Annotated in this window: 14 protein-coding genes; 2 read left to right on the top strand and 12 right to left on the bottom strand. The window is 60.7% G+C overall.

Annotation, left to right across the window (positions count from 1 at the left end):
* Positions 1 to 2: 2 nt before the first annotated feature.
* The 12 genes from HBA99_RS07155 to HBA99_RS24930 form a co-directional block, all read right to left on the bottom strand.
* Positions 3 to 2885, bottom strand: coding sequence for an MMPL/RND family transporter (locus HBA99_RS07155; protein ID WP_070931071.1), 2883 nt, complete (start codon positions 2883 to 2885; stop codon positions 3 to 5).
* Positions 2886 to 2909: 24 nt separating this feature from the next.
* Positions 2910 to 3368 (bottom strand): MmpS family transport accessory protein, encoded by a 459-nt coding sequence (locus HBA99_RS07150; protein WP_057965144.1) that lies wholly within the window; start codon positions 3366 to 3368, stop codon positions 2910 to 2912.
* The gene (locus HBA99_RS07145; protein WP_081347586.1) at positions 3368 to 4657 is read right to left on the bottom strand and encodes a phthiocerol/phthiodiolone dimycocerosyl transferase family protein; all 1290 of its coding nucleotides are present in this window, start codon (positions 4655 to 4657) and stop codon (positions 3368 to 3370) included. Before HBA99_RS07145 ends, HBA99_RS07150 begins: the two co-directional genes overlap by 1 nt.
* 58 nt (positions 4658 to 4715) lie before the next feature.
* Positions 4716 to 5657, bottom strand: a complete 942-nt coding sequence (locus HBA99_RS07140) for an ACP S-malonyltransferase (RefSeq protein ID WP_030094858.1) — start codon at positions 5655 to 5657, stop codon at positions 4716 to 4718.
* Between the two features lie 60 nt (positions 5658 to 5717).
* Entirely contained in the window at positions 5718 to 6467 is a 750-nt protein-coding gene (locus HBA99_RS07135; protein WP_030094857.1) for a thioesterase II family protein, read from the bottom strand.
* Between the two features lie 97 nt (positions 6468 to 6564).
* The gene (locus HBA99_RS07130; RefSeq protein ID WP_030094856.1) at positions 6565 to 7335 is read right to left on the bottom strand and encodes an SDR family NAD(P)-dependent oxidoreductase; all 771 of its coding nucleotides are present in this window, start codon (positions 7333 to 7335) and stop codon (positions 6565 to 6567) included.
* Positions 7336 to 7374: 39 nt separating this feature from the next.
* Positions 7375 to 8640 (bottom strand): beta-ketoacyl synthase N-terminal-like domain-containing protein, encoded by a 1266-nt coding sequence (locus HBA99_RS07125; RefSeq protein ID WP_030094855.1) that lies wholly within the window; start codon positions 8638 to 8640, stop codon positions 7375 to 7377.
* Between the two features lie 22 nt (positions 8641 to 8662).
* Positions 8663 to 9952: a beta-ketoacyl-[acyl-carrier-protein] synthase family protein gene (locus HBA99_RS07120; protein WP_030094854.1), complete on the bottom strand. Its 1290-nt coding sequence runs from the start codon at positions 9950 to 9952 to the stop codon at positions 8663 to 8665.
* A complete protein-coding gene (locus tag HBA99_RS07115) occupies positions 9949 to 11091 on the bottom strand; it encodes a beta-ketoacyl synthase N-terminal-like domain-containing protein (RefSeq protein WP_030094853.1) in 1143 nt (380 codons plus the stop codon). The genes HBA99_RS07120 and HBA99_RS07115 overlap by 4 nt, the downstream gene beginning before the upstream one ends.
* Positions 11092 to 11097: 6 nt before the next feature.
* Complete coding sequence (locus HBA99_RS07110) at positions 11098 to 12411, bottom strand: beta-ketoacyl-[acyl-carrier-protein] synthase family protein (RefSeq protein WP_030094852.1); 1314 nt, start codon at positions 12409 to 12411, stop codon at positions 11098 to 11100.
* 26 nt (positions 12412 to 12437) lie between these two features.
* Positions 12438 to 12941 (bottom strand): phosphopantetheine-binding protein, encoded by a 504-nt coding sequence (locus HBA99_RS07105; protein WP_030094851.1) that lies wholly within the window; start codon positions 12939 to 12941, stop codon positions 12438 to 12440.
* A 640-nt stretch (positions 12942 to 13581) separates the two neighbouring features.
* Positions 13582 to 13818 (bottom strand): DUF222 domain-containing protein, encoded by a 237-nt coding sequence (locus HBA99_RS24930; RefSeq protein ID WP_030094850.1) that lies wholly within the window; start codon positions 13816 to 13818, stop codon positions 13582 to 13584.
* A 246-nt stretch (positions 13819 to 14064) separates the two neighbouring features.
* Here HBA99_RS24930 and HBA99_RS07095 point away from each other — a divergent pair, with 246 nt between their 5' ends.
* Both HBA99_RS07095 and HBA99_RS07090 read left to right on the top strand, forming a co-directional pair.
* Positions 14065 to 14484 carry an HIT family protein gene (locus tag HBA99_RS07095; RefSeq protein WP_005116307.1) on the top strand — a complete coding sequence of 140 codons (420 nt, stop codon included), beginning with the start codon at positions 14065 to 14067 and terminating at the stop codon, positions 14482 to 14484.
* A gap of 53 nt (positions 14485 to 14537) precedes the next feature.
* Positions 14538 to 15809 (top strand): MFS transporter, encoded by a 1272-nt coding sequence (locus tag HBA99_RS07090; RefSeq protein ID WP_030094849.1) that lies wholly within the window; start codon positions 14538 to 14540, stop codon positions 15807 to 15809.
* The last annotated feature ends 3 nt before the right edge of the window (positions 15810 to 15812 follow it).

Here is a 15812-nt window from a genome sequence, read left to right as displayed (position 1 = left end):
CATCATGTTCCATTCCGGGCATTCGCGAGGACGGTGCCGGACGTACCCGCCGGCGGGCGCCAACGCACGATCCGCGGCCACCAGAACCATGGACCCAGAATCCTGGCGATAGCTGGGACGATGAACGAGCGCACAATCAGGGTGTCAAGCAGAAGGCCTACACAGATAATCGAGCCCACTTGCGAGATGGCGCGTAGATCGTTCGGCACCATGGACAGCATGGTGAATGCGAATACCAAACCGGCGGCTGTCACAACACCACCGGTTGACCCGACCGACCGTATGATCCCGGTCTGGATTCCGCCGTGCAATTCTTCTTTCATGCGTGCGATTAACAGCAGATTATAATCCGAACCCACCGCGACCAAGAGGATAAAGGCAAGAGGTAGAACCATCCAGTGCAGGTTCAAGCCAACTATGTGCTGCCAAATCAATACGCCCAATCCAAAAGCTCCCGAGAAGGAGAAGGCTACGGTGCCGATAATGGTGCACGCGGCAATTATGCTCCTCGTGATGATCAGCATTATGACGAAGATCAAAGTGAACGAGGCGATAGCCGCGATCAGCAGATCGGACTTTACATATTGTTCGATGTCTCGATAATTCGAGGCCGAGCCTCCGAGGTAGATCTTCGCCCCGGCGAGAGATGTGCCTTTCAGCCCCTCATAGGCGGCCTTTTCGATGGCATTAACATGGGCTACCCCCTCGGGGCTCAGTGCCTCACCGTCATGGTTGATGATGAACCTAGCCGCCGTACCGTCCGGCGAAACGAGAAACCGGAGAGCGACCTGGAAGTCGGTGTTGCTGAAGATGTATTTCGGCGCATAGAAGAGGTCGTCATTACGAGAATCGTCAAAATCCTGACCGATATCGATCATGTCGTTTGCGTCGTCGGCCGCGGTGTAGGTGTTCAGCGCCTGGGTGCCGCGTGACTTGACCATCATCCCGCGCATGATGGTCATGTCACTTAATGCCATGCGTGTCTGCGTAAGCATGCGGGGCAGCAGCTGGTCCATGACCTGCATGGAGGCCAGCGCCTCCGCTGTCAGTGCCGTCATCCCGTCGATGCTGTCCATCGACTCGAACATCGACCGCCCCATCCAGCAAATGGGGATGTCCGCGCAGTGCGGTTCCCAGTAGTAGTAGTTCTTAATAGGTCTGAGGAAATCGTCGACGGCGCTGATGTTTATTTCCACCTGATCAGCGAGTGCCTTCATCTCCTCCATTGTCCCCACCATGTCATGGGTGAGTTGCGTCATTTGATCCATGAGCCCAAGAATTGTCTGCATGATCGAGATGGTGTGATCCATGACGGCCACTTGGTTATCTAAATCTGCTACTTGGTTCTCGGTAAATGGCAGCTGTTGACCGCTGCTACTACCTTGTCCCGCCAGTATGTTGGCGATTGACGCGCGCTCCATCGGACGGCCCTCCGGCCGGGTGATGCCTTGAACTTGGGCAATCCCCGGAGTGTGGAAGATGGTCTTGGCGATATGATCGAGTGAGATGAAATCGGCAGGGTTTCGCATATCGTGGTCGGACTCGATCAAGAGCATTTCCGAGTTCAGTTTCCCGCCCGCAAAATGTCGGTCCGAGGCCATGAATCCGGCGTTAGCTGGCGTGTTCACCGGCTGGAAGGCCCGCTCGTTGTAGCTCACTCGGTAGGACGGCAGAAAGACGGCCCCCACCAGTACTGCTGCACTTGAGGCAACGAGGACTGGCTTTGGCCAGCGCACGACGATCGTGCCTACCCTGCGCCATCCCCGGGACTGTCGGGTCGGTCTCGGGTCGAGAAGGCCAAATTTACTTGCGATTGCGAGCAGAGCCGGGCCGAGCGTCAACGCCGCTGCGACCGTGACCAACATGGCGATGGCGCAGGCCGGCCCCATCGTATTGAAGTAGCCAAGCCGCGCAAAACCAAGGCAGAGGCACGCCCCCGCAATGGTGAGCCCCGACCCCAAAATGACGTGCGACACTCCGTGAAACGTTGTGTAAAACGCGCGGTCCCGATCCTCACCCGCATTACGTGCCTCGTGATATCTGCCGAGCAGAAATATCCCGTAATCTGTTCCGGCTGCAATGATAAGTGACTCGACCATGCTGGTCGCGAATGTCGAAATGCCGATGACGTTGTGAACCACGAAAAAGGAAACAATGCCGTTGGACACCGTGAATTCGAAGGCGACGGTGAGTAATATCAGTACTACGCATGCAATGGAGCGGTAAACCAAGACAAGCATGATGATGATGACGGCAACCGTGAAAAGCAGGACACGCTTCATGCTTTTGTCGCCGGCGTCAAGCAGGTCCGCAGACAGCGGCGCCGCCCCGGAGACGTACACCTTGAGTCCGGGTGGGGGCGGGGTTCGCTCAAGGGTATTTTGCACCGTCTTGCGTAGCGCGATGGTGGACTCGTTGGCGGCGGCCTCGCCGATATCGCCGACCAAACGAAGCATCACGTAGGCGGCCTTGTTGTCGGGGCTCTGACTGCCCGCGGCCGTGATCGGCTTACCCCACATGTTCATGATGAACTGAACATGCTGCTTGTCCGCGTCGAGCAAACGGATTAACTCGTCGTAGTACTTGTGGTCGGCATCCCCCAGTATTCGCCCCTCGGTCTCCAGCAGGATGTAGGCGAGGCTCGTGGAAGTCGATTCTTGAAACTTCTCGCCAATGTGCAGCATTGCGCGCTGCGAAGGCGCATCCAGAGGAACCATCGGCCCTGCGTGTTGCTTTGTCACGCCGTCGAGCTTGGGGACTAACAAGCTAGCCGCAACGGCAGCGCCGACCCAGAAGAGAACGATCGGGATCGCGAGCACCCGAACAGCGTGCGCGATGAAAGGGCGCCTTTCGCCGCGGTCGGGCCCCACATGCTTGTTACCCACGTGTCACGTCGTCTCGTGCGGTGGTCATGCCGACTTCACCTTGCATGCGACCGATCCCTGCTCGCGACTCTGGACCTGCTCGTCGCGAACCTCGCCGTTGACGATGATCCTGCAACCGAGTTGATCCCCCGTCGACTGCGCCATGAGATTGGCCAACATCGATGTGCGGGTCGTCACTTCTTCGTGCGTCCAAGGCAACGTCGTGAAGTCGACACGGTGTGGTCTGCTGTCGACGTCTAGGTAAGTGAGCGTCCCTGTGCCCGCGGATTCCCCGAACACCATGTAGACCACGTGCTTGGGAGCGAAGGACGGGAGCTTCGGTGCACCCTTCGGACTCACCACCGGCCCCGACGGGGCAGATAGCGCGCGCACCTTCACCACGGATACGGACGCAAGCGAGGCCACGACCGCTATCACCACGACCAACCAGCCGTGTCGGATGACCTTGCGCCCGAACGCACCGAGCCCTCGATGGAACGCCATCAGATGCGAGCGTCTATCGCCGCGGTCAGTTCGTCTTCGATGTACGCAAGAAGCTCATCGCTCTTTTCGTAACTTCCGGCTAGGAAACCCACCCGCAGTCGTTGATTCAGCGAGTCAATCGTGTACACCGAAACTTCCCGACCGTACAAGAACGTATAAATAGCTGGCCCCAATGCCGATGCATGACTGGATGTGATGTCGTCTACGACCAGATTCCCCGGTAGACGGGGAACACGAATTCGACCTAGCTGAGTGGCATGAATTGCGCCACCAAAAGACTTATCAGCGAGAAGCTTCGTTGGCTCATTTCTAACTCGCGTTCGGTGAATTGTGCCGTCCGCTAAGTCCCTGTCGAATTGGACATGTATCTTTCTGGCGAGTGTGACGAGGTCCGGGCCGATCTCAACATCGCCGAACCATGCGTTGGAGAGCAAGTTGGTCGCTTCGGTGGGGGCAACCGGAGGCGCCACACAGTCGCGAAGATCCACCGGATAGAAATACAGTGGGACTGGGTCGCCAGCGCGGACATGCGCACGAATCAGAGCTGCGGATACAAGCGCGTTGATCGAGATGCTTTCGATATTGCCGAGGCGGGCGAGGTTTGCTCTGCCGAGTTTTTCCAACGTCATCTGTTTGGCGAGCGCGGGCTCCCGAGGGGGCGGGAGTTTCTGGGCAAGCGCGGCCTCATCCCACAGCGGCACACGCAATACTTCATCCGCCTTCACACTCGGATCCGCGCCCGGATACTGAGTGCGGTTCAGGAAGTACTCCCCCGACTGCGGGAATTTTTGGGTGAGGATCGGCGGGAACTGCCCTTCCTCGATGCGCTGAACGTAAAGGCTCCAAAACTCGATGAGGATCGCAGATCCGTGACGGCCGTCCGCGATTGAGTGGTGGACGAAGAACGTTATGCGGGCCTGGCCGTCCCCGAGAAGCAGATCGACATAGAAAAGCTGCTGCGTCTGATCGAATACGGCCTCACGCCCAGTGGACCGGGTCTCAAGGTCTTCTCCCTCGAATACGCGGATCGATTTGGGCGGTTGGTGCGTCGCCACAAACTCGGGGACTTGATCATTCTTACGGATGATGCTTCGCAGGGATTCGTGGCGGAGCTGCATCTCAATACAAGTGTCATTCAGCGCCTCGATATTTAAATCCCCCGAGATAAGCATTGACTGACCGCCGAAATGACCAAACCCAAAAGTGAAGTATGTCTCCAGGCGGCTAAGTGGACGAATTGACTCGCCAGGCGCGTCCACCGTGTCCTGATGCGGTCGCGTGTCTGTCACGTTGCCTCCTTTCTTGGCTATTCGCCCTGTTACGCATAGTGTTCGCACGGAACTTTGGCTAATCAATCGCAAACTCGCCGGAAAGCAGCTCCACGTCCCCTGGCTCGCGGATGGCGACAGTCTGAAATTTTGCGTCCAAACGTTCCGCCAGACGGGTCAACGGTCCGCTCGGTGCTAGTTCGATGAACAGGGTGTCGGCGGTTCCTGCCGCGGCGATCGCGGCAGCGCAGAGGTCCCAACGGACCACCGAGTTGATCTGGGCGATCAACCGCTTCTTGAAGTCCGATGGACCTGCGATGATCGCTCCGTCGCTATTGCCGATCATGGGAGATGACGGAGCCGAAACCGGACAGCTATTCACTGCGTCCGCAAACGGTGATATCGCGGAATCCATCGCCGATGTGTGAAAGGCGCCCGCCACATCCAGTTTCATGACGCGCATGCCCTCGGGTGGCGCATCCGCAAAATGCTCGACAGCGTCGAGGGGGCCGGCGACGACGAACTGGTTGCAGCCATTACGGTTGGCCGTTGAGAGGCCATGTTCATGCGTCTTCGCCACAATCTCGTCATCTGACGCGCCGCCCCTTTTCGTCGGCATCACCGCGGCCATACCGGTAGCGGCGAGGGCGCATGCCGATGACATCGCACCACCCCTCACGCCGGCCAACGTCAGGGCAGCCTCATCAGTCAGATAGCCCGCGCCCACCCCAGCAGCGAGCTCGCCCACCGAGTGGCCGGCGAACAGCGCGCTGTCTCCGGAGATATCGACTTTCTCGCGCAGCAAGCTCAGTGACAGCAGCGCCGCCGCGATGATGACAGGCTGAGCGACGGCGGTATCCCGCAAAGAGTTCTCATCTCTGCTGGCGGTCACCAAGTCGAACTTGACCGCGTCAGACCAGATTGCGATGCGATCGCGCGCAGCGGACAGGGTTAGCCAAGGATCGAGCATGCCCGGCTTCTGCACACCTTGCCCGGGGGACGTGACGATGTAGTTGTACACATTTCCTCGCTTTCCCAGTGGGGTCAGAAATTCTCCGGCAGTAGCTTTTGGCATCGTCGCCTAAATGATTGGGCTGACGTTGAACGCCCGAACGAGGCAGGCGCTTACTTCGTCGATGTGGTCTTCCAAGTAGAAATGCCCGCCGCCGCGGAATACCTGCAGATCGAAATTGCCACGTGTGTGTTCGCGCCACGAACTCACCCGCTCCTGTGGGGCCAAGACGTCGTGGTCACCGATGAGCGCGGTGATATCGCAACCGACGGTCGCGTCGGGCGGTGGGGTGTATGTCTCGCCGGCCGTGAAATCGCTTCGCAGCACCGGTAAAAGAGCGCTGAGGGCCGAGGGGTCGTTGAGGATCTCGGGCGGCAGGCCACCCAGAGCCGCTATTCTTTCGATTCCTTCGGCCTCGTTGAGTAGGCGATAACCGAGATCGACCACCTTGGACGGTGCCACTATCCCGGACACCACAAGTTTGCGAACAGGCAGCCTCTGCGCCACCTCGAACGCTATATGGCCACCGAGGCTGTGACCGAACAGTACGTCTTGCTTATCGCTAGCGGGTAGGGCCGATGCGATGCCTTCTGCGAGCAGGGGCACTGACTCTATCGGCCGCTCGCGCAATCTATTTCCCCGTCCCGGGTATTGCACGGCGAGCACTTCGGTGTCGACGGGCAGCATCTTCGCCAATCGCCTGAAGTAACTGGCGGAACCGCCTGCATGGGGGAAACAGATCACCCGCGTCGCACCGTTCCCGTCGCGGAGCCTGCGCAGCCAAGGATTGCCAGGCAGTAACTCATCGGTCCTGCGCACCTGTCCTCCTTAGTCTGTCGAGGCGTCCGTCTGTGATGAAACCCAGCGGATGCTGTGTGAGAAATTGTGATGCGTTCGCGCTCTTCGGCTTTGATCGCTATTTCATCTTGTATCCGCCGTCGATATGCAGAACCTCGCCCGTGATGTAGGTGTTGTGGGGGCTCGCGAGGTACAAGACGGCGTTGGCAACTACTTCCGGCTTTGCAAAGTCTTTGGCCAGTATCTGGGCCTTCAAGCGTTCGAAGGTGGCAGGGACATGAGTACGCGTAATCTCCGCCATGTCGGTGTAGATGACACCTGGCGCCACCGCGTTCGAGATGATGTTTCGCGACGCGAACTCAACGGCTATGGCTTTGGTGAACGACTCCAAGCCACCTTTGGTTGCGGCATAACTAGATTGGCCGCTATCGGGCTTGCCGGCGGCCACGGATGAAATATTGATGATTCGTCCGTATCGCTGGCCCAGCATGTGCGCGACGACAGCTTTCGTCATCCGGATGGGGCCCAGGAGGTTGGTCGCCACCGTCTCCTCGAGATAATCCGGGGCGATGTCAAGGAGCAGTCCGGCTCCGTGGGTGCCCGCGTTGTTCACAAGGACGTCGATCCGGCCGAATTCGGCGTGCACGGTATCCGCTAGCAGCTCGGGTACTGCCGGATCGGCTATGTCGCCCTGGCAGAGGAGGACCCTTCTACCCAACGCGGATATTTTTTCGGCGACCTCTTCTGCTGCCGGTTTCGAGTTTCCGTAGTGCACTGCGATATCCGCCCCATGTTCGGCAAGCGCCAATGCGATGGAACGTCCGATTCCGCGTGAGGCCCCGGTGACCAGTGCAACCTGACCTTCAAACTCTTTGCCGCTCAAAGACACGTTTCTCCCTGGTTTGTGATGCTCAAGTGGTCCTGATGTTCACGCCGCGCCCGCTGTGTCTGGACGTTTGGCCAGTACCGCACTGGAGATTCCGTTGAAGTTGGTATAGGTGCCCAGAACTGAGTCGATCCGCTGCTTTCGGGGTCCGCCCCGTACGAACTCGAGCTGATCAGACAGCGGATCTCCGAGATGGGCGATTGCCGGCAGAGTATTTTCGGTGAAAATTTGCCCAGCGAGTGCCAGATCGACCAGCGGGCCGGCCGCACCTGGTGTACCGGTTATCGGCCGAACGGTCGATACGGGTATGCCACTGCCCTTGAACAAGGTGGTGAGCAGTTCGATCTCGGTGGTGTCGTAGCCGGGGGCCGCCTTGCCGTCGGCCAGCACCGCACCGAGTTGCTCTGTGCCAATCCCGTTCTGGTGCAGCATGCCTTCATAACGGCCAGCGACGTGTGCGGGCCCGGCGCCGCGGCTGCCCGAAACGACAACCGTGTCACATAATTCGACCAGCGGTGTGGCACCGCGCGCGGTCGCGTCTCGCGAGCGTTCCAACACCAGCGCTACCGCGCCCTCACTCAGGATCGTTCCGTCTTGCGCACTATCGAAACTCCGCAGCTGGCCGTCGCCGCCAGCGTCTTTACTGAGATGGCCCAGGCGGTAATGCCCGGCCAGCGTGAGTGGTTCGTTGTAGCTGCCTGCACCCACCACCAACGCGATATCGCAATGCCCGTTACGCAGACTGAACTTGGCTCGTTGCAGCGCGGTGACTGCCGCAGATTCGCCCTGGACCAGCGCTGCGCAATCCCCGCGGAGCTCATGGACGATGCTTACCAGCGCGAGCGTGTTGTTGTTCAGGGCATGAATGATGGTGAACGGATCAAGCCCTCCGTTCATGAGTAGCTCGTTTGTCACTGCGCCGAAATCGATTTCGCGGCCCTCACCCAGTTGTGTCAGTCCTCGCGCGAAGGTTCCGATGCTAGGTGTAGTGGAATTGTCTTGTGCGACAAATAGTCCGCGTCGATGATCATCGATGGTCGCCCAGCCTGGTCCCGCCTCGGTGATCGCATCTTGAGCTGCCAATACCGCGTTGAAGGTGTACGGGGTGCCGTACTTCCGCTGTCTGTGTGGCACCGCTTCCCGGCTTTGCTCCACGACCTCGGCCGGTACATGGCCGAAATGCGTGATCCGGCGCGTGGAGACCAGCGGATCGAGGTACGGCGAAATAGCCGGTTTTCCGTCAGTCCAGGCATCCCACAGGGGCGTGATGTGACGACCCGTCGGCAGTACCACGCCGGTTCCCGTCACGACTATTGATTGATCTGAATGTTCAGTTGTCATAACGGCGTACCACCAGAGCAGCGTTGAGCCCACCGAACCCGAGCGAGTTGTTGATTGCCACCTCGACATCGGCCTTGCGGGCCTGACCCGGCACATAATCAAGGTCACAGGCCGGGTCGGGGTTCTCCAGGTTGAGCGTCGGCGGGATGATTCCGTCGCGCAGCGACAGCACCGTCGCTATCAGCTGCTGGGCGCCCGCCGCGGCGAGCATGTGGCCCAGCATCGTCTTGATAGAGCTGACCATGAGCGAGCGGTAATGCTCACCGGAGCGGAACACTTCCTTGATCGCCGCCGTCTCGGCCGCGTCGCTCAGCGGAGTGGATGTACCGTGTGCACTTACATAACCCACCTCGGACGGGGCGACTCCAGCATCGGCGAGGGCACGCTGCATCGCCAAAACCGACCCGCCTCCTTGCGGGTGCGGTGCGGTGACCTGATATGCGTCCAGCGAGCTGCCGAACCCCGCCACCTCGCCGTACACGTGCGCACCGCGCGCCAGTGCCGACGACTCGCTCTCCAAGAGCACCATTGCTGCCCCCTCGGCGGTGACCATCCCACTGCGGTCGCGGTCAAACGCCCGACATAGCCGGTCGCCGTAGAGTTTTGATGTTGATGGGGCGCCGAGCAGGTACAGACTCGTCATTATCGGCAGATTCAGTGGGCTAACCGCTCCCCCGGCGATAACGGCATCCGTTTCCCCGCGCCGGATCATCCGGAAGCCGTGCCCGAGTGCGTGTGTTGCTCCGGCGCACGCCGTATTGAGGTTCAGCGTGGGACCAGCTAGGCCAGAGCGCGTGGCGATTTCGGTCGCCAAGGCATCGCCGGTGGCCAACGGCGCGTGCGACCGGTCAAGGCCGATCTGTTGTTCGTGTACGCGTTTCCAGTCCACGACGCCATCGACGTACGCACTCAACAACTCTCCTGATTCACGTTCTGGCATCTCCGAGGCGATCGAAACACCGGCGCGGCCCAGTGCCTCAGCGTTCGTCACACCGGCGTCCTCCAGTGCTTGCTGCGCGGCCGCGAGGCCAAACCGGGTGCGCCTCTCCATCGGCGCACCGAAATCGGGAAACAACGCGGTAAACGCTTGGTCGTCTACCGGTGCCGCATAGCCGACGGGGAAGTTCGGAACATCGGGCGGCGACCATGCCTGTATTGCCGAACGCCCGTTTACCAATCCATCCCACATGGACTGCCAGTTCATGCCAAGGCCACAGACCACGCCAAGGCCCGTCACCAATACACGATTGCCGTGCCGGGGCCGGTTCACATCGCTCATCGCGCCACCTTCTCCACTACGACAGCGCAAACCTGTCCTTGGACACCGCAACTGAGCACCACAACCGCCTGATTGTTCGACAGTGATTCTTCGGCCACGGCATCGTCGCCGTTTCCGTTCGCCGGGAGCAGCCGCAACCCGCGAAGCAGTCCGTGCCGGGCCAACAACACGTGCACCAAGGGCTGCGCCGGTCCGGTAACTCCGATAGCCTGCTCCGCGGAGAACACCGGCGCCTGATCGTTGAACACGCCACTAATCGCGGCATGCTGAGCGTGAGCCACCTCGTCTGTCCATGGGCTGTCGGCCAGTATCCAGCCCACGTCCTCAACCGATAATTCGGCCATGCGCAACGCATTTCGCAGCGTCTCCGCAAGCACCTCGGGGCGATTCTGACTGGTAGCGAACCCGCGGCTGTAGCCCGTAAGTACAACATCGCTGGACTGCCCGACGCTAAAGAATGCCGCCGCTTCGCCGGGGATCGCTCCGTTCCAGTCCAGATCGTCGTATTGCAATGCCAACCAAGGGGATATAGACGGGCTTACCGCGCCGACCAACGCAGTCTCACAGTCGCCTTCCGCAACTGCGAGTGCACCTTCGATCAGCGCCTGCATGCCTGCGTCGGAGAAGGGCGAATACACCGACGTGGGGCCGGTCAACCCAAACAGGATTGCGATATGGCCAGCCACCGTGTTGTTCGAATCTGTTAGCGCGAAGAACGGTGGAATATCTCGAAGATACAGCTCGGCGATCTTCTCGGGGTCTTGCGCCACCTCGCCAAGGTCAGGCGTATCACATTGCGGCAGTAGCGGACTGAGAACCATAGGTAGGCCGAGATAGGCGCCCCACTCAGGGCGGCCAACATCCGAGATGCCCTTCAGTGACAGTTGGGCCCCATACATCGCCAAGCGAGTTTGTTTCACCGTCGTGCGCAGTGCTTTTCGGTGGATACCAAGCGTGGATGCATCTGGATCGGGAACGGCGAAGACTTCAGGAATCTCGGACCACGGTCCGAACATGAATTCGTTTGGGACAGTGCTCTTTTTTCCTATTCGCAGTGCTTCCCATACGGCCTCCACGCCGAGCCCGGTTGCGGAATACAAGCCTGGATTACACAGTCCTACCGCCAACCGCTGATTCATCGAGTGTCACGCTTCCTTTGCCAGGATTAGTGTGCAGTTCATGCCGCCAAAGCCGAAGGAGTTGGAGAGCACGGTGTCGAATTCACAGTGCCGGGCCTTGGTGACTACGTCGAGCCCTTTGGTGACATCGTCCGGCTCACTGAAATTCAGCGTGGGCGGAATAACCTGTTCACGCAAGCTCATCGCAGACAGCACGGCTTCGATCGCGCCGCTTGCCGCAAATCCATGACCGAGCGAGGACTTGGTGCTGGTCAACGGAATTGAGGCTGCGTCGGCACCGAACACCAAGTGCAGAGCTGCAGCTTCGCACTCGTCGTTGGCTTGCGTACCCGTCCCGTGAGCGTTCACATGATGTATGTCTGACGGACTCAGACCGGCATCAGCGATCGCGGCACGCATACATGCCGCGTATGTCGCACCGTCCCGCTCGCTTGAGGTTATCCGTACTGCTTCGGCGGTGCCCGTGTAGCCGGCGACTCTTGCCAGCGCCTGTGCACCACGCGCTTCGGCGTGCGAGCGTCGTTCCAGCACAAGGAATGCGGCGCCGTCGGCGATGACGAAACCGTTGCGAGCCTTATCGAATGGCCTGCTTATCTCGGCGCTTGGTTTGTCACCAGTGGGGGCGAGCGCGCCGAGCGCGGCGAAAGCCGTGACGATGCTGTAGGTAGTCAGTCGCTCTGCGCCACCGACCAGCGCCACATCCAATTCGCCGGAGCGAATATGCCGGTAGCCGCTGCCGATCGCCACACCGCCCGCAGCACACGCCTCCGCATGAGTCACCAGTGGTCCACCGAGGCCGAAATACTCGGCCAGAGAGGCGGTCAGCGTATCCGGAAGAAACTGCAGAAGATCATCCGGAGGATCCGATACGGCCTCGCGATGGTCCAGGTAGGCGTCGAGGTCGAACGTGCCGGCTTGCCGGTCATAGAGCCGAGACAGATCCGCGAGTGTGTCCGGCGCGAACGCGAGCTTGTTGCACGCGGCAAACACACCGACCCGGTCGCTGCCCGCAAGGTTAGGCAGGCCACTGCGCTTCCAAGCCTCCACTGCCGCATGCCATCCGATTACACCAGCCGCACCAACCCGAGCCGCCTGCTCCGGCAAGGCACTCGCCAGCTTGCGCACGGTTTCCTCATCTACGTGCCCGGAAACCGACGCGGGCAACTCAGCATCGCGATGGTCCTGGTGCTGCCGGATGAAGGAGGCACCGTCGTTCAACTGCCAAAATAGCTCCTCGGGATCGGTAACCGTACCCGCGACAAGTCCAATCCCTGTGATGACTACATCGTCGTCATCAGGTGACTGTTTCTGTAGCTCCATCTGTGAAGATGCTTTAGCTAAAGACGCTATGCGACAGCCGAGTTGGCCTGAGTAAGTGCTTCCCGCACATCGGCGACCAGAAGTTCATCGCCGGTGACCGGACCAGCCGAAGGGTTGAGGAGGCGATGCGCCATCGACGCCCAATGGGCGGTCGTTGTCGCCCCCGAAACCTCGTGTGGCCAAGCACCGGCCTGGAAGTCGTCGGCCGTGTAGCCGAACGCCGATTGATACAACGCACCTTCAGCCAGCTTGGTGATCCGACCTTCCGCGTCGTACACGCGGTCCTTACCTCCAAGCTCATCAGCGAGAGCGCTGAGAACGTTGCTGCGCGGGAAGGTAACACGGAACTTCGACTCCAGATTGCGCCGGAGTTCGACGATATCGAGCGACTCTACGCCCTGGTCAGACATCGGCGCCGTCGTGACTTCCTCGGTCTCGATGCCGAGCACCTCGGCCAATTCCTCACGCACAATGGTGTGAATCTGGTCGTAGCTAAGCAGATTGCTCATGGGTATCAGAGTGCCTTTCATCTTTGCCGTCTGGTTCGCTCAAGGCGAGCCGAAAAAGGCTCTGCCAGTTGGCGATAGATTCGAACTTCGATCAGGTGACAACGTTGGCACTTGGCGATCACTCGCCGTGAACCTGATAGCAGAAACGATAAGACTGGGCGATAGGGTTCGCAACTGGTAGACGAAGTCTGTCATCTATAAGTTGATTATCCAGGCGCGATCAGACGCGCGACGGTCAGACGGACTTGGCCCACCGCCCGAATGGGACACTCCCGCAATAGGATTATGGCGCCGAAGTCGTCTGTGAGCGCGCCGAGCACCGGGAAATTACGTCCGGGAGTGGGGTGGCGCACAGCTAAATCACGGATGCGCGCCCGGTCACAGAAGGCATCAAGGCCGCCTCCAACACCCCAATACCGACTCCCGCCGACAAATCGCACCACCTGGTGACAGGAGGAACCACGGCAGTACAAGGGATGGGAGAGCCCATGGCCCTTACTAGCGTCAGACGACGGCTAGCCAGACGGCCAATGCCTCCATGGCGTGCGGGTCGGCGAGCGCGGCGGCTTACTTGCGTCGAGCGGCGACGCACTCGGCGCGGGCCTGTTGGTGGCTTTCGTGATCGGGGCGGGCGTCCCGGCAGTCTGGGCAACGGGGGGTCCTAGAACTGCCGCACGATCCGCACGTGTTCGCCCCCGATCTCACCTCGCTCAAAGGCCGCAGCGGTGCGGGGCAACACGGGCGCCAACACCTCACCGGTCGCCGCCCGTCGGGTTGCCAACCGGTCAGCATCAGCGATCCGGCACCGCGCCGCCCCCTTACTCACATGCAACCGCCCAGACAAAACATCGGCATGCGAGGTACCACCGAGTTCAACCGGCGAGGCTTGGGTGGTCACCGCAGGCACCAACCCCAGCCCAGCAGCGCAGAGCCGACGCTGCACCACTCTGACCGGGCCACACCGCCAACGCCTCGGAAGCGCTCAACGCATCGATCGCATCAGCACAGAAGGCATCAAACCGCAGCCCCGAACACCCCAATCGAATACATGTTCGGACGCTAATCCCGCCCATCGGCACCCAGCCATGCCCTGAAACAGCTGTGACAGAAGTGAATTGATCTGCCGACCCGCTACGGTGTGCTCATGTCGTGTGTCTTCTGCGCCATTGTCGCCGGCGAGTCGCCATCATTCCGTGTGTACGAGGACGAGACGACGCTCGCCTTCCTCGATATCCGCCCCATCACCCGCGGACACACCCTGGTGATCCCGAAGGCCCACGCACAGGACCTCACGGATCTGAAGCCCGATGACGCCGCCGCCATCATGACGGTGGGCCAGCGCATCGCCAACGCCATGCGCGATTCGGAGCTGCAGAGCGATGGCACCAACCTGGCGCTCAACGACGGCCGCGTCGCATTCCAGACGGTCATGCACGCGCACCTACACGTGGTGCCGCGACGCGGAGGCGACAAACTTGCCTTCGCAAAGGGATTCATGGTTCGTCGCGATCCCAACCTGGAAGCGACCGCCCAGATCATCCGCGCAGCGGTGCAGGCCAACTAGCCAAGAAATTCGCTCGACCGCCCGCACAGCTCGCTGCTACGTTTTTCCGCGACATGTCCTCTCCGACGGCGGATTCGCCGACAATCGATCAGGTGAATCGCCGGCCGGTACTCCTGCTGCTCTTCGCATCCGTTGTGGCCGCCATCGGCAACGGTGTGTCGATCGTGGCGATCCCCTGGCTGGTGCTGCAGCGCACCGGCTCGGCCGCGGATGCCGCGATCGTCGCCGCCGCCGGCACCCTGCCCCTGGTCTTCTCCACCCTGATCTCGGGGACCGCGGTCGACTTCTTCGGGCGCCGCAAGATGTCGATCATCTCCGACGTTCTCTCGCTGTTATCCGTCTCTGCCATACCGATTCTGGCGATGACGACCGGGCTGAGCGTGCCGCTGCTTGCGGGCCTCGCCGCACTCGGCGCCATCTTCGACCCCGCCGGGATCACCGCACGCGAATCAATGCTGCCTGCCGCGGCGAAGGCTGCCGGCTGGTCCCTCGACCGGATGAACAGCATGTACGAAGCGGTGTTCAACGTCGCCTACATCGTGGGACCAGGTCTAGGAGGTCTACTGATCGCCTCCATCGGCGGTGTCAACACCATGTGGGCCACCGCTGCGACGTTCGTCGTGTCGGTAGTGGCCATCACCTTCCTCAAGGTCGACGGCAGCGGGAAACCGGCCGCCGAAACCAAGCCCACCGGTGTCGTCAGCGGTGTCGTCGAGGGATTGAAGTTCGTCTGGAATGTCAAGATCCTGCGCACCCTGGCGCTCATCGACATGGCCATCACGGCGCTGTACCTGCCGATCGAAAGTGTATTGCTGCCCAAGCACTTCAGCGACGCCGGAACACCTCAGCAGCTCGGCTGGATACTCATGGCCATCTCGGTCGGCGGACTGCTCGGCGCCCTCGGGTACGCCACCATGGTGCGCTACGTCCAACGCCGCACCATCATGCTGTGCGCCACCTTCACCGCCGGCATCACCACGCTGGGTATGTCGCTCCTGCCGCCCATCGCGGTGCTGCTGGTACTGGGCGCATGCCTGGGCTTCATCTACGGACCGGTGGCGCCGATCGCCAACTACGTGATGCAGACCCGCTCCCCCGAACACTTGCGCGGCCGGGTGGTGGGCGTCATGACCTCCACCGCGTACTGCGCCGGGCCGCTCGGATTCATGCTCGCCGGCCCGATCGCCGACAAGTTCGGCGTCGCCTCGACCTTGACGATCATCGGCATACCCATGATCCTCATCGCCGTCGCCAGCACGCAAATGCCCGTCTTGCGGGAGTTGGACCGGGGCGAACAGCGGCCCCACAACGATCCCACTCGGTAGGGT

The organism is Mycobacteroides chelonae (assembly GCF_016767715.1).
GTDB classification, from domain to species: domain Bacteria; phylum Actinomycetota; class Actinomycetes; order Mycobacteriales; family Mycobacteriaceae; genus Mycobacterium; species Mycobacterium gwanakae.
This window is presented reverse-complemented; position numbering and strand designations above follow the sequence as displayed.

What these genes read in the sequence shown, in the direction of transcription:
- HBA99_RS07120 (WP_030094854.1), bottom strand. Translation starts at nt 9,952, where the DNA reads ATGAGCGATGTGAACCGGCCCCGGCACGGCAATCGTGTATTGGTGACG.
- HBA99_RS07105 (WP_030094851.1), bottom strand. Translation starts at nt 12,941, where the DNA reads ATGAAAGGCACTCTGATACCCATGAGCAATCTGCTTAGCTACGACCAG.
- HBA99_RS07090 (WP_030094849.1), top strand. Translation starts at nt 14,538, where the DNA reads ATGTCCTCTCCGACGGCGGATTCGCCGACAATCGATCAGGTGAATCGC.
- HBA99_RS07115 (WP_030094853.1), bottom strand. Translation starts at nt 11,091, where the DNA reads ATGAATCAGCGGTTGGCGGTAGGACTGTGTAATCCAGGCTTGTATTCC.
- HBA99_RS07110 (WP_030094852.1), bottom strand. Translation starts at nt 12,411, where the DNA reads ATGGAGCTACAGAAACAGTCACCTGATGACGACGATGTAGTCATCACA.
- HBA99_RS07095 (WP_005116307.1), top strand. Translation starts at nt 14,065, where the DNA reads ATGTCGTGTGTCTTCTGCGCCATTGTCGCCGGCGAGTCGCCATCATTC.
- HBA99_RS07150 (WP_057965144.1), bottom strand. Translation starts at nt 3,368, where the DNA reads ATGGCGTTCCATCGAGGGCTCGGTGCGTTCGGGCGCAAGGTCATCCGA.